This is a genomic window from Streptomyces sp. NPDC032198 (assembly GCF_040636975.1).
In the GTDB taxonomy this organism is placed as follows: domain Bacteria; phylum Actinomycetota; class Actinomycetes; order Streptomycetales; family Streptomycetaceae; genus Streptomyces.
This window is the reverse complement of sequence record NZ_JBEZVL010000019.1, coordinates 14,655-34,668: the sequence shown is the minus strand read 5'-3', so window position 1 is coordinate 34,668 and position 20,014 is coordinate 14,655. Positions and strand designations below refer to the sequence as shown.

The window sequence follows — 20,014 nt, the reverse complement described above, 5'->3', positions numbered from 1 at the left end:
ATTCGCGGTCGCCGGGCTGCGTCGTTCTTCGGGTAGCGAGATGTGCGGCGGGCCGTGTGCCGCCGCACATCTGGGGGTTCTTGGTGGGGGATGGGTGGGGGGACAGGTGGTGGGGGGTCAGGTCCAGGAGGGGTGGGTTTCGGGGAGGAAGCCGTAGCCGCTGTCCTGGAGCATCGGCAGGGCGTCCAGGAAACCGGTGGGCAGGTCGAACGCGTCGGCGAGGGTGCTCATGTGGGGGGCGAGTTCGGACGTGACGGTCTCTGCGGTCTCGGGCAGGGCCGTGACGTGGTCGGCGGTCAGGCGGCCGGCGGCCAGCAGATCGCCGGTGTAGCGGTCGAGCTGCCGCAGCATGAAGAGCCGGCACGTCTGCGCGAGCAGTTCCCGTGCCACCGGGTCGGCCGTGCGGTCCACGGCGTTCAGGAAGGCGTCGGCCGCCCGTCCGACGGCGTGTACGCCGACCGTGGTCAGGGCGGCGGACGAGGCGGTGTTCCAGCGGCCCAGCGGATCACCGGCCGGGCCGCGGCGCAGCGCCGCTCCGGCCCGTGTCCGCCAGAGCTTCTCGGCGTCGGCGAGCAGGTCGCGCAGGAACTGAAGGTCCGTCAATGAGCGTGCGGCCAGGGGGAGTTCCTCCTCCTCGCGGCTTTCGGTGCTGGGCTGGAACAGCAGCTCGCCCGCCGCCTTCAGCCAGATGACAAGGTTGTCGCCCTCGGCGGTGATCGTGCCCTCGGTGTACTGCGGGAAGTCCGCGAGGCCGTTCGCGGAGAACAGGGCCTGTGCCCCGCACCGCTCCCGGCACTCGGTCGTGATGGCGCGTGCCTGCCAGGTGATCCAGCCCTTCATGACGGCCACCTGACGCTCCACGCCCTCCCGCTCCTCGGGGGAGTGCCCGATGAAGCGCGTGACCGTCTCGCGGTGCGCGAACGTCATCGCGTACGCCGTGGCCAGTGAGTCGAGGAGCCGCCCGTGGTGGCTGCGGTGGGCCTGCAGCGGAACCTGCTGGCCGGCCCGCGCCCCGCTGATGTGCCGGTGCTCGGCGTAGCGCACGGCGATGGCAAGAGCGGCCCGGGACGCGCCGACGGCCGCCCCGCTCATGCACAGCTTGCCTGCGGTGACGCGCCCGATCGAGTGCAGGAACCGCTTGCGCCGGTTGCCCAGGTTGCTGAAAAGCCGCCCGTCCTCGTCGATGCGGCCGTGCTCCGACTCGACGAGGGCTTCGCGCGGCAGCCGCACCTGGTCGAAGCGGGTCAGGCAGTGGTCGACGGGAGCGCCCGAACGGAACGGCAGCAGCTGGACCTCGACCCCCGGCAGCGTCCCCTGCTCGTCGCTCAGCGGCGTGAGGAAGAGGAAGACGCCCTCGTCCTGGCCCTCGACGATGAGCCGTGCGGCCACGAGCGCGCTCTTCGGCCCGCCGATGGGGCTGGTGTTGGGCATGAACTTCTGCGCGCCCGGAGTCGGGGTGTGGAGTATGAAGCCGTCGCTCTCGTGGTCGTACTCGGCCGTGGTCTCCAGGGCGCTGGCATCGTTGCCATGCTTGAGCTCGGTGCAGAGGAACGTTCCTGTGCGGCGCATCGACGTGAAGTCCGAGAGGTCGCGTGCGCCGGTCCCCCCGTGGTCGAGCAGGCTGCCGAGGAACAGGTTGTAGTGGATGCTGGCCACGGTGCACAGCCCGCCGCCACCGTCCACGATCGCGGCCCACTCGTGCAGGCTTGCCAGCATCCGGGGGTCCCGGGCGAGGCTCTCGACCCCGCCGACAAGGGAGTTGACCTCGCGCAGCCGGTCGTAGGCGAGGGCCGCGCGAGCGGAGGGGTCGGCGCCGTCGCGGTAGCGGAACGACTCGGTGGAGAAGAACTCGCGCCAGGTGCCGTGCACGCGCTCGCGGTCGCCGGAGCCGTCGTCGAAGAGCATGTGGCTCAGTTCCTCGGACGTTTCGGCGGGGCCCGCGCTGCGGTGTGGTGCGGACGGTGCGCCCTGCCCCGGAGATTCCGGGAAGAGCGGACTCTCGGAAGACAGTGGTTCCAGAAGCTCTGACGTCGGGTTTTTGTGGCAGGTGACCACGGACATTCTTCTCCCCCAGTTGTTGTCACAGATCCGGTTGGAAGGACGACTTGACTCGCAAGATACATACCAACCGGTTTTGTTTTCAAGGTCTCTTGGGCTCGATGGAGACGCCCTCGCAAGTGGAATGCTGCATTCGGAAATTCCGTTGGGGCGTATGAGGTCTGGATGGCCTGATGGGGGACCTGCGGGGGGCGGATCGGCGCCTGAGGGGGCTCGGTGAGGTCTCGTCGCGTGTGGTCGGTGCGGATCTCGGCGGACCGGGGCATTGAAAAACCGGCTGTATGGTTTTATTCTCCCTTCATCCGCAATCTTGTAAGAGTCGCCGTTGCGCACCGTGAGGAGTGAAGGCGTGTTACGGGGGCGTTTGGCCCGCAAACACGCTGCGGTGTCCGTGTGGTGACTACGGAGGGTGATGCCGATAAGATACGTACCGCCCGGTCTTGAAATTCCAGTGTGGGTCGGCGCGGCGAGGAGGTAGTGGTGGCGAAGCAGGAACGAGCGGTGCGGACGCGTGATGCGATTCTCGTTGCGGCGGCAGAGGTGTTCGACGAGGTCGGATACGAGGCGGCCGCCGTCTCGGAGATCCTCAAGCGGGCCGGGGTGACCAAGGGCGCGCTCTACTTCCACTTCGCGTCCAAGAAGCAACTGGCGCAGGCAGTCCTCGCGCACCAGGTTTTCGCGGTCCCGGAGGTCCCGGAGCGTGACCTGAAGCTTCAGCAGGGCGTGGATGAGTCCTTGGTGCTCGCCTACATGCTCAGCGTCGGCGACCCCATGGTGCGCGGCAGTGTCCGACTGACCGTGGACCAGGGCTCGTTGCACGACGGGCTCGACCGGAGGGTGCCGATGAGCGCGTGGGTGAGGCGCAACGCCGAGGTGCTGACCGGGGCGAAGGAGAACGGAGAGCTCCTTCCTCAGGTGGACGTGGAAACCGCCGCGATGCTCTTCGCGGGGAGTTTCACCGGAGTTCAGGTGCTCTCGAAGATCATGACGGACCATGCGGATCTGACGGACCGCGTGGCGGACCTGCAGCGGCATCTCATGTCGAGCATCGCGGTGCCCCCGGTGCTCATGCGCCTCGACATCTCGCCGGGCCGTGCGCTGCGGGTGTACGAGGAGGCCGTCGCGAGCCGGCGGAACGCGAAGGCGGTCGCCGCGGAGGTGGCCGGCTGATTCCTGGGGGGCGGTGTCCCACTCGGGGGAGCGGCAGTGCCCGCCAGCGGCAGCACACCAACGGTGCGAAGAGCACCAAGAGCACGAAGAGTACGAAGGTACGAACAGCACGGGCGACAGGAACGGCCGGTACCGGTGCGCGCTGAGGCACGGCATGCGCAGTGGTGCGGAGTGAAGCGCACGACTCAGTGGATATCGAGCTCAGGGGTGAAGATGACGGACGTTACTGCTTGCCCGTACGCGCTGGACGTCACGGGGCGCGACCTCGTCGGTGAGGCGGCGAAACTGCGGGCCCAAGGCCCCGCGGTCAAGGTGCAGTTGCCGGGCGAGGTCTCCGCCTGGGCGGTCGTGGGCCAGCGCCATGTGGAGCAGTTGCTGATCGACCCGCGCGTGTCCAAGGACGCCCGGCAGCACTGGCCCGACCTGAGGTCCGGCCGCATCACGGAGAACTGGCCCCTCTACCCGTGGGTGGCCAACGAGAACATGCTCTTCTCCTACGGCGACCAGCACGCGCGGCTCCGGCGCCTGGTGGCGGGCGCGTTCACGGCGCGCGGCTCCGAGGCGCTGCGCCCCCGGGTCGAGGAGATCACGCAGGAGCTGGTCGACGATCTGGCGGCGCTGCCGTCCGGGGTCGTCGACCTGCGCACGGCGTTCGCCGAAGTGCTGCCCATGCGCGTCATCTGTGAACTCTTCGGGGTGCCGCAGGGCGCTGCCACGGCCGCCCTGTGCGCCGCGCTGCACACGGTGTTCAGCACCACGGTGCCGGCCGAGGAGATGGAAGCGGCGCGCATGGAGGCCTTCGGGCTGCTCGCCGCGCATGTGGCGGCCAAGCGCGCCGAGCCCGGCAGCGACCTCACGTCCTTGCTGATCCAGGCCCGGGACGAGGGCGACCGGCTCTCCGAATCCGAGCTCCTCGGCACCCTCTTCCTGATGATCGCGGGCGGCCAGGACACCACTGCCACGCTGATAACCAACGCCGTCGGAGCGCTCCTGACCCACCCGGAGCAGCTCGAGCACGTCCGCGCGGGCCGCGCCACGTGGGACGACGTCGCAGCCGAGACCATGCGTGTGCACACTCCCGGGGCCTACTCGCCGATGCGCTTCGCGGTGGAGGACATCGACCTGGACGGCGTCGAGATCAAGAAGGGCGACCCGATCCTGGTCTCCTTCGCCGCGGGCGGTCACGACACCGAGCGGTACGGGGAGGACGCGGCCGAGTTCGATCTGCTGCGCACCGACCGCGACACCTTCGGGTACGGGCACGGCGCGCACCGCTGCATGGGGGTCCCGCTGGCCCGCGTGGAGTCCTCCACCGCCTTCGCGACCCTCTTCGCGCGCTTCCCGGACCTGCGTCTCGCCTGCGCCGCGGACGAACTCGAGCCCATGCAGACCTTCCTGATGAACGGTCACGCGTCCCTGCCCGTGCTGCTCGGCACGCCGGCGCGCTGACCCAGCCGCTCCCTCCCCGGCGGCCCTGGAGCTCCGCGGTCCCGACACGGGCGCGGAGCTCTTCGCCGTGGGCGGCCCGCTCGAGCCGGAGTCGATGTGATGACCAGCGGGATGCGAGTGACGCTGCTCAAAACCGCTCATGCGGTTTGTTAATCTGAGGCCAACCTGCCGTCGCGCGAGCACGGCAACCCACCTCAGCAACCCGCGAGCGAGGGGCGCGACGCAGGGCCGGCCCGACGCCTGCCGCCGTCGGGGGCCCCAGGAGACAAGTGATGGTCAAGCAGGAGCGTGCGCTACGTACGCGCAGGTCATTGATCCGTGCTGCGGCCGAAGTGTTCGCGGAGGAAGGGTACGCACCTGCCTCGCTCACCACGATCAGCAAGCGGGCGGGCGTCAGCAACGGCGCCCTGCACTTCCACTTCGCGAGCAAGCAGGCGCTGGCCCGGGCCGTCGAGGAAGAGGCGTCCGAGTCGCTGCGCCGGATCACCGGGCCGGTCGCCGAGACCGAGGGCGGCATGCTCCAGGTGCTCGTCGACGCGACGTACGGGCTGATGAACCGGCTCGCGGGTGACGTCGTGGTGCGGGCCGGGTTCGAGCTCGGCGGGGACCGCTGCCGTGGGGGCGCCGACTCCCGCCTCCGGCGGGACTGGCAGCAGTGGGTCGAGGAGGCGCTGCGCCGCGTGCAGCGGGAGGGCCGTCTCGCGGAAGGGGTGTCGCCGGACACCGCCGCCGCCGTGATCGTGGCCGTGACCGTGGGCTTCGAGGTGCTCGGCGCCGGGAACCCGGGGTGGCTCACCGAGCGGAGCTTCGGCGGGTTCTGGGAGCTGCTGCTGCCCGGCCTGGCGCAGGAGCCGGGCCAGGTCTCGGCCTGTCCGGGCGAGGGTCTGGGTGGGGGTGCGGGCGGGGGCTCGGGTGGGGGTCGGCCCGGGTCCTGAGAGGCCCTTGGGCGGGCTCTGCGGGGGCGCTCTCGACGTTAAAATAAAACAGCACGGACGGTTTGGTATTGACAAACCGTCCGTCCCGTTTTTAACTCGTTGCGTACCGGGAAACGACTCTGGACGAGGGCCTCGGGCGACCGACAACGCATGCAGGAAGAGGGGAACGGCATGGATATCGAAGTGCTGGGCGCATTGGTCGTCAGGGAGAACGGGACCTCGGTGACCCCCAGGGCGCCGAAGCCACGTCAGGTGCTCGCGCTGCTCGCCCTGCATGCGGACCAGGTCGTACCCATCGCGTCCCTCATCGAGGAACTCTGGGGTGACACCCCTCCGCGCAGCGCGCGGACCACGCTGCAGACCTATGTGCTGCAGCTCCGTGAGCTGATCGCCGCGGCCCTTGAGCACGACCCCGAGGGCGCCCCTCCGCGCAGCCCCAAGGACGTGCTCGTCACCGCTCCGGGCGGCTATGTCCTGCGCACCTCCGGCGGCTCGAGCGACGTCCGGGAGTTCGACCGGCTCGCCGGGCTCGGCTACCGGGCCATGGACGCCGACGACTTCCCGCACGCGGCCCGCGAGTTGCGCGACGCCCTCGCGCTGTGGGCCGGGGCGGCCTTCGCCGACGTACAGGCCGGGCCCCAGCTGGAGATGCAGGCCCGGCGCCTCGAGGAGACCCGACTGTGTGCGCTCGATCAGCGCATCGAGGCGGACCTCCGGCTCGGGCGGCACCGCGAACTGCTGGGTGAGCTGACGGTCCTGGTCAACCGGTACCGCACGCACGAGAACCTGCACGGCCAGTTCATGCTGGCGCTCTACCGATCGGGACGCCGCAGCGAGGCGCTCGACGCGTACCAGAGGCTGCGCGCAACTCTCGTACGGGAGCTGGGACTTGAGCCGTCGGCCGGGCTGCGCAGGCTGCAGCGCTCCATCCTGATGGCCGGCCCGGAGAACGCGGCCGATCAGGGTGCCGACGGCGCCCGGCTCGCGCAGGTGGGCTGACGACGTGCCGGGCGGTCTCGGCAGGGAGACTCGGGAGACGGGTGAGGCACCGATGCAGGCCAGGTCGGAACGGACGCGGCACAGGCTGATCCAGGCGGGTGCGGAGGTGTTCGACAGGCAGGGGTACGCCCACGCCACACTGGGAGAGATCGCCGCGACCGCGGGCATGACCAAGGGGGCACTGTACTTCCACTTCGCCTCCAAGGACGGCCTTGCCGACGCGGTGCAGCAGGAGAGCCGCACGCTGCTGGACGAGTTCGCCCGGCGGCAGGGGGAGTCGGACGTGGCGCCCGTGCAGACGCTCATCGACATGACGCACCGGCTGGTACGGGCTCCGCGGGAGGAGCCCCTCGTCAGCGCCGGGTTCCGCATCACCAACGAATGCGTCGGCCGGCAGCCTCCGGTCGCCGACCTGTACCAGGTGTGGACCGCCGAGGCGCTGCGGCTGCTCCAACAGGCGGACGAGGCCGGTGAGTTGCATCCCGGCGCCCGCGGGGACGGCGCGAGGACCCTGCTCTCCGCGCTGCTGAGCGGGCTCGGCGCCCTGGCCGGTACGGGCCTTCCGTGCGACGAACTCGCCCACAGGGTCGGCGCGTTGTGGGACCTGATCCTGACGGTGCTCGTGCCGAAGGGCCAGGCGGACCGGTACCGCACCGGTGCGCCCGGCGCCCCGGAAGGGGCCCGCCGGCCCCCGGACCGGGAAGTCGAGACCACCCCCGCCGGCCGGACCGGACGAGGGGGCCGCCCCCGCGACCACCAGGACGCATTGGAGCCGACGCATGCCCAGTGAACAGCAGATCACCCTCACCGCGCCCCCCGCGCCGTTCGCCGATGTGCTGGCCGGGGTCGTGGACATGCTCGCCGATGTCCTGCGGCTCAGGCCCGAGAAGATCGACCCGGCGCAGCGGTTTTGGACCTTCGGCGTCGACTCGCTCATCTCCGTGGAGTACATGGCCGCGGTGAACGCCCACTACGGCACCTCGATCGACGCCGACACGCTCACCGAGCACCCCACGCCGCTGGCCTTCGCGCAGTTCGTGGCGGGGGAGGGGGCCAGGGAGCCGCACTCGGATCCGGCGACCGCGGAGCTGCCCGCGCCCGCGGCGACGTCCGTGACCGGGGCGCCGTCCGTGACCGCACAGGCCCCGCTGCCCGACCCCGCGCCCACCGGGCAGGAACCCCCCGTCCTGGACGTCCTGCGCGAGGAGATCGCCCGCATCCTGGGCGCCGACCCGTGGGAGATCGGCACCACGGTGACGTTCCCCGCCCTCGGTGTGGGATCCGTGCTGGCCACGGAGTTCATCCGGGTCGTCAACCACGTGTACGGGCTGCACGAGCAGGCCGCCTCGCTGTACGAGCACCAGAACCTCGCCGCGCTCGCCGACCACATCACCTCGCTCCTGCCCGCGGGCGGGACCCCGCCCGCCGTGGCGCAGGAAGCGGAACCGGCCCTGGGGACGATGCCGCTGGAGGACCTGCTCGACGCGGTGCGCGTCGGCCGGGTCACCGTGGGCCAGGCCCTCGCGGTGCTGCCCCGGCAGGGCTGAAGCGGCCGGGACGACATGGTCGAGCGAGACACACCCACCCGGTCCCAGGGAAGGAGCCGGCCGGATGACCACCCCCGTGTCGGCTGAACCCCTCGGTCCGCCGCAGTGCGCGGTCGCGCCCGTCAAGCTCTGGTTCTGCCCCAACGACGAACTCGACCCGGGTATCGCCGCCACCCTGGCGAGCCACTGGCTCGACGAGCAGGAACAGGACATCGCCAGGCACTTCCTCTTCGAGCGCGACCGGCGCCAGTACCTCGTCGCGCACGCGCTCGTGCGGCGCGTCCTCGCCCTGGAGAGTGGCATTCCCGAGGCGGAGGCCGTGATCTGGCGCTCCTCACGGGGCCGCCCGTTCCTGCAGAAGCCCGCGGAAGGGCTGCCGCGCGGCGGCCGCGAACTGGACTTCAACCTGTCGCACGCCCACGGGCACAACCTGCTGGGCGTGGTGCGCAGACACCGCATCGGCGTCGACATCGAGCGGCTCGACCGCGGGGGCCGGAGCCTCGACGCCATCGTCGAGACCTTCGCGCGCCAGGAGCGGGAGTGGGTGGCGCTGGCCGCGGCGGGCGTCGAGCGCGACCGTCGGGCGCTACGGCTGTGGACACTCAAGGAGGCGTACTCCAAGGGGCGGGGCCTCGGCCTCGGACTGCCCTTCGACTCCTTCGCGTTCACACTCGCCGACGACCGGGGCGTGCTCTCCTTCCGGCCGCCCGACGACGCCCCTGCCGGGCGAGGGTGCTGGCGCTTCGCCGAGCTGGAACCGGAACCCGGCGTGCTCGCGGCCGTCGCCGTACTGACCGGACCCCATGAGGAGCCCGTCCTGCACCTGCACCACGGCTTCCCCTGGGGCCGTGCGGTGCCACGGGAGCTGGCCCTGCCGCGGCCCGTCGAGCAACGCGTCTAGTCCGTCGCTCGAGCGGGCCTCCGGTCCGCTACCAGCGATCCTGCCGCACGCCCGTGCAGAGTGCCCGGATGGAATGAGGCGGCCGCCATGACGGCCCGACGACGTGGGGGTTGTCCGTGGAGCTGCAGCGCAGGGAAGCCGAAGTCGACCCGCTGGAGGGCCTGTTGGCCGCCGCCCTGCGGGGCGAGGTGCGGGCCGCGCGCCTCACCGGCGGCTCCGGGACCGGCAAGAGCACGCTCCTGGACGGGCTGGCCCGAAAGGCCGGGCACCGCGGCGCCCTGGTCCTGAGCGCCCGCGCGTCCCCCGCTGAGTCCCGGATTCCGCTCGGCGTGGTGGGGCAACTGCTCAGCGCCGCCGGGGCGGACGCCTTCCAGGAGGCGTACGAGGACGTGGTGACAGGACCTGCCGCATTCCACGCCGCGCTGCGAGGGATCGCCGCCGACCGCACGGTCGTCGTCCTCGTCGACGACGCGCAGTACATGGACGAGGCATCCGCGCGGTGCCTGCTCCACCTGTGCGGCCGCCTCGTGGGCCGCGGCGTCCTGCTGGTCCTGTCCGGCGCCGGAGGCACCCCGCTCGCCCTGCCCCTCGCCGAACTCCTGCGTCATCCGCGCTGCGTTCCCGTCGCGGCGGCTCCCCTGGACGAGGGCGGGGTCGCCGCGCTCCTGGGCGCGACGGGTGTGCTGGACGGTGACGCGACACGGCGGTGCGCACCGCCGTGGCACCGCTTCACCGGCGGCAACCCCCGGCTGCTGCGGGCGCTGGTGGACGATCACCGTGCCTGCGCACCGGTGCGGACCGCCCGGCCGGTGGCCGGAACGGCCTTCCGGCGGGCCGTCCTGGACTGTCTGCGCGGCGCGGGCGCGCAAGCCACGGCCGCCTCGCACGCTCTGGCGGTCCTCGACGAAGCCGCGACGCTCACCCTGCTCGCCCAGCTCCTCGGCATCCATGAACGGGCGGTCGTGCCGCAGCTCGACGCGCTGGCCGCGGCCGGACTGCTCGACGGCGGCAGGCTCCGCCACGCGGGTGTGCGCGCGGCGGTCCTGGAGGCGCTGCCCGGCCCCGACACGGTCGCCCTGCACCTCAGGGCCGCCGAGCTGCTGTACGAGAGCGGCGCCGAACCCCATCTGGTGGCGGACCACTTGGCGGCCGCCGGAGTGTCCGCGAGCGGGCGCCCCGGCCCCGAATGGGCCGCCCCGCTGCTCGCGGACGCGGCCCGGCGCGAGCTGCGGTCCGGCAGACCCCGCGAAGCCGTCCGGCTGCTGCGGACGGCGACAGGCTGCGCGGGCGGAGAACGGCGGCTCCGGGCGGAGGTCCGGCAACTGCTCGCGCGCGCCGAGTGGGAGACCGGCCCCGTCGCCGTCCCCCGCTTCCTGGGCGCATCGGAAGGGCAGCCGGCGGCGGGGGCGCAGACGGCGGAGCTGCTGCTGTGGCACGGCAGGCCCGCCGAGGCCGCGGACGCCCTCCTCCAGGACCCGGAGGCCGACGGGCAAGGAACGCCCGGGACACCGGAAGTCGCACCCGGGCGACGGGAGTTGGAGCGGATTCTCGGCCACGTCTATCCAGGAGCAGCCGTCCGGCCGCCCGGTTCGAAGGCCGACGGAGCGGCACCACCGCGTGGCGCCCTGCCGGTGCTGCCCCGAGCAGCCCCGCACGACGGCGTACCGGAGGCGGCCGAGCGCACCCTGCAGGCACTCGTCTACGACCATGCCCCCGCGCCAGGCGTCGCCGCCGTGCTGTGTACCGTGCTGCACGCGGGGGAGACGGACCGCACCATCCGATGGGCCGAACTGACGGAAGGCGTACGGGCGTTGCGCAGCACGCCCGCCCGTCTTGCCGCCATGGCTGCCGTCGCCGCCGTGGTGCGGGCGCGGACCGGCGCCTTCGCCGACGCGGCTCGGCACGCCCGGCGGGCCCTTGACCTGCTCGCACCCGAGGCGTGGGGCGTGGCCGTCGGTGTGCCGCTGGCCGCGGCCGTCACGGCGGCCGCCGAACGGGGCGAACCCGACGAGGCGGAGCGGTACTTGGCGGTGCCCGTGCCGGAAGCGATGTTCACGAGCCGGGCAGGACCGCAGTACGTGCTGGCCAGAGGCCGCCACCAGCTGGCCGCCGGCCGTCCGCGCGCGGCGCTCGGCGACTTCCACGCCTGTCGTGACCTGCTGGCCTCCTGGGGCGTGCACCCCACCGGTGCGCTCGACTGGCGCCCCTGGGCGGCCGAGGCCCTGCGGTCGGCCCAGAAGCGCGGAGAGGGCGAGGGCGACCCGGCGGGGCGGCTCAGCGACGCGGAACGGCGCGTCGCCGTGCTCGCCGCCCAGGGCAGCACGAACCGTGCGATCGCGGCCCGCCTGTACGTCACGCCCAGCACCGTCGAGCAGCACCTGACGCGGATCTACCGCAAGCTGCGGGTCACGTCGCGGGCGGGCCTTGCCGACCTGGGACTCGAATGTCACGGAAGCGGTTGATCGCGTCGATGTGCCGGGCGCGGGTCTCGTGGTCCCGCACGCCGAGACCCTGACGCGGCGCGAGCGCGAGCACACCGACCTTGCCCCGGTGGAGATTGCGGCGCACGTCGTACGCGGCCTGCCCGGTCTCCGCCAGGGGGTACACCGTCGAGAGCGTCGGGTGGATCCGGCCCTTGACCAGCAGCCGGTTGGCCTCCCACGCCTCGCGGCGGTCCGCGAACCCGGGGGCGATGACGCGCTTGTGGGCCAGCGGGACCGCCGACGGGCAGTGGTCGTCGTACATCCGGCCGTCGTCCGCCGGAGAGGCGCTGGCGACGACGGTGCCGCCTTTGCGCGTGACATGCGCCGACGCACCGAAGGTCTCGCGCCCCGGGTGGGCGAGGACGATGTCGATGTCCTCACCGCCGGTCAGCTCCCGGACGTGCTCCCCGAACCGCTGCCACGCGCGCGGGTCCTGGGCGTGCCCGTCCGTCCGGAAGCGGTAGCCCTCGGCGCTGCGGTCGATGACCGCGGCCGCGCCCGCCGCACGGCAGATCTCCGCCTTCCGCGGACCGCTCACGACACAGATCGGTGTCGCACCGCCCGCGAGCGCCAACTGGGTGGCGTACGAGCCGATGCCGCCGCCCGCCCCCCAGATGAGAACGTTGTCGCCCTGCTTCATGCGGGCGCCGTTCGCCGAGACCAGCCGGCGGTACGCGGTGGAGTGGGCCAGGCCAGGCGCGGCGGCCTCCTCCCACGTCAGATGCTCCGGCTTGGGCATGAGCTGGCCGGATCCGACCAGGGCCAGCTCGGCGAGGCCGCCGAAGTTCGTCTCGTGGCCCCACAGGCGCTGCCCGGAGCCGGGCCGCGCGTCGTCGCGGGCGTCCGCGGGCTCCGGTCCTTCCGACAGACAGTGCGCGACCACCCGGTCGCCCGCTTTCCAGCGGTGGACACCGGGGCCGGTGCGCAGGACGACGCCCGCGAGGTCGGAGCCGATGACGTGGCACGGAAGCGCGTGCCGGGCGGTGGCGGGGGAGAGCTCCGCGTACTGCTCCAGGAGGCCGAAGGCGGACCGTGGTTCGAAGAGCGAGGCCGCCACGGAGTGGGAGTTCATCGAGGAGGCGAGCACGGCCACCAGAACCTCCCCCGGGGAGGGCAGCGGGAGCGGGATCTCCCGCAGGTGGAGCGACTTGCGCGGGTCCTTGTCCGCGGCGGCCATGCCCTCGAACATGTCCTCGTCCTCGCGGCGCACCACGACACCGCGGTAGCTCTCCGGCAGGGGCAGGCCCGCGATGTCCTGAGGGGTCGCGTCCTCGCAGAGCAGGGCGCTGATGATCTCCGTCACGTGAGTTCCCGGAATTCTCTAGAGAGCCGAGGGTGGGAGTCGAGAGGGTGCACGGTGCACACGGTGCACGTCCCTTCAGGCTGGCGCGACCCGCGCCGGTGCGGGCACCCCTGGCCATCCCCTTTCCCCGCCCCGCCCGGAAATAGGGGACGGTTAGGGGAGTCGGGGCCGGCGTCCGGGCGTCCATGGTGGGCCGAGATGTGCTCGCGATCGGCTAGGAGAACTCATGACCGGCACCCTTGCCGCTTCCCTCTGGTTCCGGAACTACCAGCCCGCTCCCGAGGCGCCCGTGCGCCTGGTGTGCCTGCCCCACGCGGGAGGTTCGGCCAGCTTCTACTTCCCGGTGGCCAAGGCCCTCTCGCCCCATGTCGAGGTCCTGGCCGTGCAGTACCCGGGCCGCCAGGACCGGCGCTACGAGCAGCCGGCGGCGGACATCGAGACGCTCGCCGACGCGGTCGCCGAGCAGCTCGAGCCGCTCGACGACCGGCCGTACGCGCTGTTCGGGCACAGCATGGGCGCCATCGTCGGCTTCGAGGCCGCGCGCCGCCTGGAGGCCGCGGGACGCGGGCCAACGGAGCTGTTCGTCTCCGGCCGCAGGGCGCCCGCGCACGACCGGCACGGCGACCGCCAGCCGCGTACTGACGAGCAAGTCATCGCGGAGATACGGTCGTTGAACGGCACGGGTGACGGGCTCCTCGACGACCCCGAGGTGCTGGAGATGATCCTGCCCGCGCTGCGCGCCGACTACGGGGCGGTACGGCGCTACCGCTTCCGCCCCGGGGCGGCCCTCACCTGCCCGGTGACCGCCTTCACCGGCGACAGCGACGCCAAGGCGCCCGTCGACGAGGTCCGCGGCTGGGAGCAGCACACGGTGAGCTCCTTCGAGCTGAACGTCCTGCCCGGCGGCCACTTCTTCCTCGTGGACCGTGCCGACGACGTGGTGTCCGTCATCGGGGAGCATCTGGCGAGGACGTCGGCCATGACTCCGTGACGGTGCGCCCGCCCGGCTGGAAGGTCGCTTGAGCACGGTTCGAGATCCCGGTGCCGGTGGCGCGAACGGGGCTACGGTGCGATGCGCCGATAGCTTTCCGTCATCGGTGGAACTCGATCGGCTATGGGAGGAAACCGTGCAGATAAAGGTTCTGGGCCCGTTGAGCGCCGACGTCAACGGTGTATCCATCGTTCCGACGGCGGGCAAGCCGAGGCAGCTCCTCGCGCTGCTCGCCTCCTACCCCGGCCGGGTGGTTCCCGTGCCCACCCTCATGGAGGAGGTCTGGGGCACCGACATGCCCCAGAGCGCCATGACGACGCTGCAGACGTACATCCTGCAACTGCGCCGGCGCCTGGGCACGGCGATGGGTCCTGACGCGCCGGGCAACGCCAAGGAGGTACTCGCCACCCGACACGGCGGCTATCTGCTGCAGATTCCGCCCGCATTCGTCGACGTGTACCGCTACGAGGAACTGGTGGCCGCGGGCCAGGCGTCCCTGGACGCCTGTGAGGACGAGCGGGCGGCGACCCTGTTCCGCGACGCCCTCGCGATGTGGCAGGGTCCGGCCCTGGTCGACGTCAGGGTCGGACCGATCCTGGAGATCGAGGTCATGCGCCTGGAGGAGAGCCGCGTGGTCACCGTCGAGCGCCGTATCGACGCCGATCTGCGCCTGGGCCGGCACACCGAGGTCATCGCCGAACTCACCGACCTGATCGCCCGCCACCCCCAGCACGAAGGGCTGCACTCACAGGCGATGGTGGCCATGTACCGCTCGGGACGGCAGGCCACGGCACTGGACGTCTACCGCAGGCTGCGTGTCCGGCTCATCGAGGACCTCGGCGTGGAACCCGCGCCTCAACTGCAGCGCCTGCACCAGGCGATGCTGGCGGTCGACCCCGCCCTCGACATCGCCAGTGGGCCGCGCCGCAGCTCCACCTTCGACCTGTACACGGCCTGAGCCCGGCGAAGGGACGCAGCCATGTCCGACGCTCGGCGACCGCCCCCGCGGGTCCACTGTTTCGCCCACGCAGGTGCCGGCGTCTCCTCCTTCTCCGGCTGGCAAGACGCTCTCGGCACCGGCGCCGAGAGCGTGCCGCATCTGCTGCCCGGCCGCGACAGCAGGCGCGACGAACCCCGGATCACGGGACGCGAGGCCCTGCTCGCCGAGGTGATGGAGCACTTCGCGCACGATGACGGCACCCCCTACGTGCTGTACGGGCACAGCCTCGGCGCGATGGTCGCCTACACCGTGGCCCGCGCCCTGCACGAGACGGGCCTGCCGGGGCCCGCGCTGCTCGTGGTCGGCGCCTGCCCACCGCCCGACGCGCCCTGCGCCCTCGCGGACGCCTGTCGGAGCCCCGAACCGGAACTGCTCGGCCTGCTCGGCGAACTGGGTGCGGTACCCGAGGGCGCGCGACCGGGCGGGCTCTGGCACCGCTCGGTCCTGCCGGTGCTGCGCGACGACCTCGTCCTCGCGCACGCCCTGCGCGGCGCCGCTCGCCTGCCGTCCGCCGCCGGGCGGCTGCGGGTGCCCGTGCTCGCCGTGGCCGGCGCGGACGACCCGCACGCCGGGGCCCGCGCGCTGACCGGCTGGCGGTGGTGGACCACCGGGCCGTTCGCGCTGCACACGGTGCCCGGTGACCACTACTTCGTGAACGGCCCCGAACTTCCCCGGCTGATCGGGCGCGCGAGCCGTGTCGTGCGGCGGACGGCCCCGGCGCGGCGCCGGACGGCGCCGGTGCCCGCTCCGTCCGCCCGCTGAACGCGCTGGATCAGCACCGCGGGGGAGTACTCAGCACATCCCGCCCCGCACCCCACCCGCGCGCCCCGGCCGTCCGGCGCCCGAGGGTCGGCCGCCCGGCGCCCGAGGGTCGGCCGTCCGTCAAGCCGCCCTGCCCGCAAGTCCGTCGACGCCGCCGGTGACCTCGCCCAGGCCGAGATCGTCGCGGGTCACCAGGCGCGAGCGGGTGCGCCACTTGCCGCGTGAGCGGACCAGCACATCCTCCAGGACACACACCCGGGACACCCGCGGCCCGCCGCCGTGCGGCGTCGCGTACACCAGGGTGTAGGCCCGTACGCGCAGGGTGCCGTCGGGCTGCGGCTGCACGTCGAGCATGCCGAGCCAGTGCCTCAACTGCTCCTTTCCGCGCTCCTGTTGAGCCCTGTTGCGGTGCACGCTCGCGGCGAGCGCGGCCCGCCCGCGCAGCGGCTCGTCCAGCGTCGGCACGGCGAAGACCGCGTCCTCGGTGAACGTCCCGGCCCAGCGCTCGGCGTCGTGCGCGTCGAAGAGTTGCATCTGGTGCGCGTAGAACTGCTGGACTCGGGCGTAAAGCGTGCCGAACTCCTGCTGTTTGACGGCGAGTTCAGAGGGGGCGGCTATCTCGGCTCTCATGGCTGTGTCCTTTTCCGTCGCTGGGTCCCGACGTTCGAGCGGATGCCGACACTCTCCGAGCCACGGATTGAGCGCGCTTCGAAGATTCCTCAAGCGGCAGGGCGGACGGTGGGGGTCATACCGGGGTGCACACCGAGGAAATGAGGACGAAGTGTTCATAGTGTCGGGTGGGCGCGTGCACCATACTTCGCACTCCGTCGAGGTGGACGCGGGGGCCGGGGTGGTCTACGGGCTGATCGCGGACGCGGTGCGCCTGCCGCTGTTCTCCCCGCCGCATGTGCACGTGGAGCGGCTGGAGTTCGACGGGACCCGCGAGCGGCTGCGGATGTGGGCGACGGCCAACGGCGAGGTCCGCTCGTGGATCTCGGAGCGGGTGCAGGACCCGCGGGCGCGCCGCATCGAGTTCTGCCAGACCCTGCCCCAGGCGCCGGTGGAATCGATGAGCGGTGCCTGGATCGTCGAGGAGCGGCCCGGCGGCACCAGCCGGCTGACCCTGCTGCACGACTTCACGGTCGTCGGCGACCACCCGGGGGACGTGGCGTGGGCCGAGCTGGCCTGCGAGACCAACTCCCGTGCCGAACTGGCCGGTCTGCAGCGGCTCGCCGCGTGCTGGACCCGGCTCGACGACCTCGTCCTGTCCTTCGAGAGCTCCGTGCGGGTCAGGGGCGGGGCCGAACTGGTCTACGACTTCCTCTACCAGGCGGACGACTGGCCCCATCTGATTCCGCACGTGACCCGGCTCGACCTGACCGAGGACAGTCCCGGCGTCCAGGTCATGTCCATGGAAACCATGGACGTGGCAGGCGGCACCCGCGCCACCGAGTCGGTGCGCATCTGCTTTCCGCACGCCGAACGCATCGTCCATAAACAGACCGTCCCGCACCCGCTGCTCGCGGGCCACACCGGCGAGTGGTCGGTGGTGCCCGACGAGACCGGGGCGACGGTCGTCTCGCAGCACAGCGTCGTGCTGCGGGAGGAGGCCGTCGAGCGGATCCTCGGTCCCGGCACCCGGCTCGCCACGGCCCGTCGCCTGGTGCGCGAGGAGATCGGCCGCGGCTCCAGGGCCACCCTCGAACTGGCCAAGAACTACGCGGAGTCCGCCATTCGCGTCCTGTGAACCCCTTGCGAGGCGCCCGCGGGCACCTGCGTACAGCTTCCGGCACGGTGGAGCGTCCACCGCAGCTCCGGCCCCGCTCTAGGCGCCGCCAGCAGGATTCCCTGATGACGGACACCTCGGAGGGGCGTGGGGCGGCAGCGGACGCTCGGTCCTTTCCGGCCGGCCGATACCTCTAGGAGAGGCATGAGCCCCAACACCACCACAGCCGAGGCGAGGCGCGAAGCAGCGGCTGCCTCCTCCAGCCCGGTCCTCTGGCATCTCGCCCTGGTCGGCGGGGACAGCGGCAGCACGCTCGACGCCGGCCTCGCCGGGCTCAAGGCCCGGTTCACCGGCGCCGACGGCCACGAGGACGTGCCGGTACGCATCCGCACGCTCGGCGACGGCGCCCACCGGGGGGCCGTACTCGCCGGAGACGGCGTCGCCACGGAGCTCGGCGCGAAGGTGCCGGAGCGGGGCGCCCCGGACGGCAACGCGCCGATCGCCTTCATGTTCCCGGGCCTCGGCGACCACTACCTCGGCATGGGCCGCGACCTGTACCGCGACTTCCCCGTCTTCCGGGACGCCCTCGACGAGTGCGCGCAGACGCTGCTCCCCGAGCTCGGCCTGGACATCCGCGAGGCCGTCTTCCCCGGCCCGGCGGCGCAGGACCAGGACAGCGCCGAGCAGGCCCCCGTCATCGACCTGCGCCGCATGCTCGGCCGTGACACCGGGCCGAGCAGCGAGAACGAGCGGCGCCTGAACGCCACGCGCCTGGCCCAGCCCGCGCTCTTCGCCATCGAGTACGCGCTGGCCCGGCTCTGGGAGTCCTGGGGCACCCGGCCGTCGGTCATGATCGGATACAGCCTCGGCGAGTACGTCGCGGCCACCCTCGCCGGAGTGCTCTCCCTCGGGGACGCGCTGACGCTCGTCGCCCGCCGCGCGGCGCTCATCGACGCGCTGCCGCACGGCGCCATGCTCGCCGTCATGCTCCCCGAGGAGCAGATCCGCCCGCTGCTCGGCGCGGACGTCTCACTCTCCGCGGTCAACGGCCCCGAGTTCTGCGTGGCCGCCGGACCCATCGGCGCGGTCGAGGCGCTGGAGCGCACCCTGAAGGACCGCGGTGTGGTCAACCGCCGCGTCCAGTCCACGCACGCCTTCCACTCGTCGATGATGGCGCCCGTCGTCGACGAGCTCACCGCGCTCGCGCGCACCTTCACCCTGAACGCCCCGGCGATCCCCTACGTCTCGAACGTCACCGGCCGGCTCATCACCGACGCCGAGGCCACCGATCCGGCGTACTGGGCCCGGCACATGGTCAGCCCGGTCCGCTTCCACGAGGGACTGCAGGTCCTCGCCGGCACGCCGCTGCTCCTGGAGGCCGGCCCCGGCCAGACCCTGTGCAGCATGGCCACCGAGGCGCGCGGCACCGCGGCGGGCACCGTCGTCGCCTCCATGCGCCACCCGCTGGAACGGCTGTCCGACTCGGCGGTCGCGCTCAAGGCGCTCGGCCGCCTGTGGCTCGCGGGCGCCGACATCGACTGGACCGGCTTCCCGGCCGCCGGGCTCGACATCGTCGCCGAGGGTGCCACCGCCGCACGCGCCGACGAACCGCACGAGAGCACCGGCACCGAGCAGGAGCTGTACGGCCTGTGGGCCAGGCTGCTCAAGCAGGACCAACTCCCGCACGACATCAGCTTCTTCGAGCTCGGCGGCAATTCGCTGCTCGCCAGTCGGCTCATCCTGCGCGTCAAGCGCACCTTCGACATCGACCTGACACTGCGCCAGGTGTACGAGTGGTCCACCCTGACCCGCATGGCGCACGCCATCGACGTCCTGCGCTCCGGCGGCGAGCCGGCCGATGACGGGGGCACCTCCTTCACCGGCAACTCGCGGGCCACCATCCAGCTGCCCAACGGCCTGACGGTGCACCACCAGAACGACGCGGAGACCCTCCACTTCTACGAGGACATCTTCGACCACCGCACGTACGCCAAGAACGGCATATCCATCCCCGACGGCGCCACCGTCGTCGACGTCGGCGGCAACATCGGCCTGTTCACGCTCTTCGCGCACTACGAGGCCAAGGACGTCCGCGTCTTCACCTTCGAGCCGGCCCCGCCGATGTTCGAGCTGCTGAGCCAGAACGTCGCCGAACACGGCGTGCGGGCCGAACTCTTCAGGATCGGTGTCTCCGACGCGGAGACCACCGCCGACTTCACCTTCTACCCGCGCAGCACGGGCATGTCCTCCTTCCACCCCGACGAGGCGGAGGAGAAGCACAACCTGCGCACCATCATCGCCAACCAGCAGCAGGCGCAGGGCGACGCGGACGTCGCCGAGCTGGTCTCCGACGACGAACTGATCGACGTCCGCTTCGAGGCCGTCGAGTTCACCGCCACGCTGCGCCCGCTGAGCGCGATCATCCGCGAGCAGGGCATCGAGCGCATCGACCTCATCAAGATCGACGTACAGAAGAGCGAACGCCAGGTCATCGACGGCATCGACGACGAGGACTGGCCGAAGATCCAGCAGATGGTGCTGGAGGTGCACGACGCCGACGGTGAGGTCGCCCGTCTCGTGGAACTGCTCCGCGGCCACGGCTTCACGGTCACCGCCGAGCAGGACGACCTCTACGTCGGCACCGACATCCACAACATCTACGCCGTGCGCGGCGCTCACTGACGGAGTCG

16 protein-coding genes are annotated in these 20,014 nt (G+C 72.0%); 13 read left to right on the top strand and 3 right to left on the bottom strand.

Annotated elements, in window-relative coordinates; translation table 11 throughout:
* Positions 1 to 117: 117 nt before the first annotated feature.
* Complete coding sequence (locus AB0E78_RS37685) at positions 118 to 1,905, bottom strand: acyl-CoA dehydrogenase (RefSeq protein WP_361842915.1); 1,788 nt, start codon at positions 1,903 to 1,905, stop codon at positions 118 to 120.
* Positions 1,906 to 2,538: 633 nt separating this feature from the next.
* Between AB0E78_RS37685 and AB0E78_RS37680 the strand changes: the two genes are divergently transcribed.
* The 8 genes from AB0E78_RS37680 to AB0E78_RS37645 all read left to right on the top strand — a co-directional run bounded on the left by AB0E78_RS37680 (position 2,539) and on the right by AB0E78_RS37645 (position 11,521).
* Positions 2,539 to 3,228 (top strand): ScbR family autoregulator-binding transcription factor, encoded by a 690-nt coding sequence (locus AB0E78_RS37680; protein ID WP_361842913.1) that lies wholly within the window; start codon positions 2,539 to 2,541, stop codon positions 3,226 to 3,228.
* Between the two features lie 213 nt (positions 3,229 to 3,441).
* Positions 3,442 to 4,677 (top strand): cytochrome P450, encoded by a 1,236-nt coding sequence (locus AB0E78_RS37675; protein ID WP_361842911.1) that lies wholly within the window; start codon positions 3,442 to 3,444, stop codon positions 4,675 to 4,677.
* A gap of 272 nt (positions 4,678 to 4,949) precedes the next feature.
* Positions 4,950 to 5,612, top strand: a complete 663-nt coding sequence (locus tag AB0E78_RS37670) for a ScbR family autoregulator-binding transcription factor (protein ID WP_361842908.1) — start codon at positions 4,950 to 4,952, stop codon at positions 5,610 to 5,612.
* A gap of 171 nt (positions 5,613 to 5,783) precedes the next feature.
* A complete protein-coding gene (locus AB0E78_RS37665; protein WP_361842905.1) occupies positions 5,784 to 6,611 on the top strand; it encodes an AfsR/SARP family transcriptional regulator in 828 nt (275 codons plus the stop codon).
* A 52-nt stretch (positions 6,612 to 6,663) separates the two neighbouring features.
* Positions 6,664 to 7,401, top strand: a complete 738-nt coding sequence (locus tag AB0E78_RS37660; protein ID WP_361842902.1) for a ScbR family autoregulator-binding transcription factor — start codon at positions 6,664 to 6,666, stop codon at positions 7,399 to 7,401.
* Entirely contained in the window at positions 7,391 to 8,158 is a 768-nt protein-coding gene (locus AB0E78_RS37655; RefSeq protein ID WP_361842900.1) for an acyl carrier protein, read from the top strand. The genes AB0E78_RS37660 and AB0E78_RS37655 overlap by 11 nt, the downstream gene beginning before the upstream one ends.
* A 64-nt stretch (positions 8,159 to 8,222) precedes the next feature.
* A complete protein-coding gene (locus tag AB0E78_RS37650; RefSeq protein WP_361842897.1) occupies positions 8,223 to 9,059 on the top strand; it encodes a 4'-phosphopantetheinyl transferase superfamily protein in 837 nt (278 codons plus the stop codon).
* A 116-nt stretch (positions 9,060 to 9,175) separates the two neighbouring features.
* The gene (locus AB0E78_RS37645) at positions 9,176 to 11,521 is read left to right on the top strand and encodes a LuxR family transcriptional regulator (RefSeq protein WP_361842894.1); all 2,346 of its coding nucleotides are present in this window, start codon (positions 9,176 to 9,178) and stop codon (positions 11,519 to 11,521) included.
* On the opposite strand, the gene ccrA is transcribed toward AB0E78_RS37645, so the two are convergent.
* Positions 11,466 to 12,845: a crotonyl-CoA carboxylase/reductase gene (gene ccrA, locus AB0E78_RS37640; RefSeq protein WP_361842892.1), complete on the bottom strand. Its 1,380-nt coding sequence runs from the start codon at positions 12,843 to 12,845 to the stop codon at positions 11,466 to 11,468. The genes AB0E78_RS37645 and ccrA overlap by 56 nt on opposite strands.
* A 226-nt stretch (positions 12,846 to 13,071) precedes the next feature.
* Here ccrA and AB0E78_RS37635 point away from each other — a divergent pair, with 226 nt between their 5' ends.
* From AB0E78_RS37635 to AB0E78_RS37625, 3 genes are all read left to right on the top strand, one after another.
* The gene (locus AB0E78_RS37635) at positions 13,072 to 13,836 is read left to right on the top strand and encodes an alpha/beta fold hydrolase (protein ID WP_361842889.1); all 765 of its coding nucleotides are present in this window, start codon (positions 13,072 to 13,074) and stop codon (positions 13,834 to 13,836) included.
* A gap of 136 nt (positions 13,837 to 13,972) precedes the next feature.
* Positions 13,973 to 14,794, top strand: coding sequence for an AfsR/SARP family transcriptional regulator (locus tag AB0E78_RS37630; protein ID WP_361842887.1), 822 nt, complete (start codon positions 13,973 to 13,975; stop codon positions 14,792 to 14,794).
* Between the two features lie 21 nt (positions 14,795 to 14,815).
* A complete protein-coding gene (locus tag AB0E78_RS37625; RefSeq protein WP_361842884.1) occupies positions 14,816 to 15,598 on the top strand; it encodes a thioesterase domain-containing protein in 783 nt (260 codons plus the stop codon).
* A gap of 120 nt (positions 15,599 to 15,718) precedes the next feature.
* Here AB0E78_RS37625 and AB0E78_RS37620 read toward each other — a convergent pair whose 3' ends face one another.
* Positions 15,719 to 16,228, bottom strand: coding sequence for a nuclear transport factor 2 family protein (locus AB0E78_RS37620; protein WP_361842881.1), 510 nt, complete (start codon positions 16,226 to 16,228; stop codon positions 15,719 to 15,721).
* A gap of 175 nt (positions 16,229 to 16,403) precedes the next feature.
* Here AB0E78_RS37620 and AB0E78_RS37615 point away from each other — a divergent pair, with 175 nt between their 5' ends.
* Both AB0E78_RS37615 and AB0E78_RS37610 read left to right on the top strand, forming a co-directional pair.
* Positions 16,404 to 17,345 (top strand): aromatase/cyclase, encoded by a 942-nt coding sequence (locus tag AB0E78_RS37615; protein WP_361842879.1) that lies wholly within the window; start codon positions 16,404 to 16,406, stop codon positions 17,343 to 17,345.
* Positions 17,346 to 17,528: 183 nt separating this feature from the next.
* On the top strand, positions 17,529 to 20,006 hold the full coding sequence (locus tag AB0E78_RS37610; protein WP_361842876.1) for an FkbM family methyltransferase: 2,478 nt from the start codon (positions 17,529 to 17,531) through the stop codon (positions 20,004 to 20,006).
* Positions 20,007 to 20,014 lie beyond the last annotated feature (8 nt).

Bases quoted from the DNA above. Each gene is read 5' to 3' on its own strand.
- AB0E78_RS37685 (WP_361842915.1), bottom strand. From the start codon at position 1,905: ATGCTCTTCGACGACGGCTCCGGCGACCGCGAGCGCGTGCACGGCACC.
- AB0E78_RS37675 (WP_361842911.1), top strand. From the start codon at position 3,442: ATGACGGACGTTACTGCTTGCCCGTACGCGCTGGACGTCACGGGGCGC.
- AB0E78_RS37670 (WP_361842908.1), top strand. From the start codon at position 4,950: ATGGTCAAGCAGGAGCGTGCGCTACGTACGCGCAGGTCATTGATCCGT.
- AB0E78_RS37665 (WP_361842905.1), top strand. From the start codon at position 5,784: ATGGATATCGAAGTGCTGGGCGCATTGGTCGTCAGGGAGAACGGGACC.
- AB0E78_RS37660 (WP_361842902.1), top strand. From the start codon at position 6,664: ATGCAGGCCAGGTCGGAACGGACGCGGCACAGGCTGATCCAGGCGGGT.
- AB0E78_RS37655 (WP_361842900.1), top strand. From the start codon at position 7,391: ATGCCCAGTGAACAGCAGATCACCCTCACCGCGCCCCCCGCGCCGTTC.
- AB0E78_RS37650 (WP_361842897.1), top strand. From the start codon at position 8,223: ATGACCACCCCCGTGTCGGCTGAACCCCTCGGTCCGCCGCAGTGCGCG.
- AB0E78_RS37635 (WP_361842889.1), top strand. From the start codon at position 13,072: ATGACCGGCACCCTTGCCGCTTCCCTCTGGTTCCGGAACTACCAGCCC.
- AB0E78_RS37625 (WP_361842884.1), top strand. From the start codon at position 14,816: ATGTCCGACGCTCGGCGACCGCCCCCGCGGGTCCACTGTTTCGCCCAC.
- AB0E78_RS37620 (WP_361842881.1), bottom strand. From the start codon at position 16,228: ATGAGAGCCGAGATAGCCGCCCCCTCTGAACTCGCCGTCAAACAGCAG.
- AB0E78_RS37610 (WP_361842876.1), top strand. From the start codon at position 17,529: ATGAGCCCCAACACCACCACAGCCGAGGCGAGGCGCGAAGCAGCGGCT.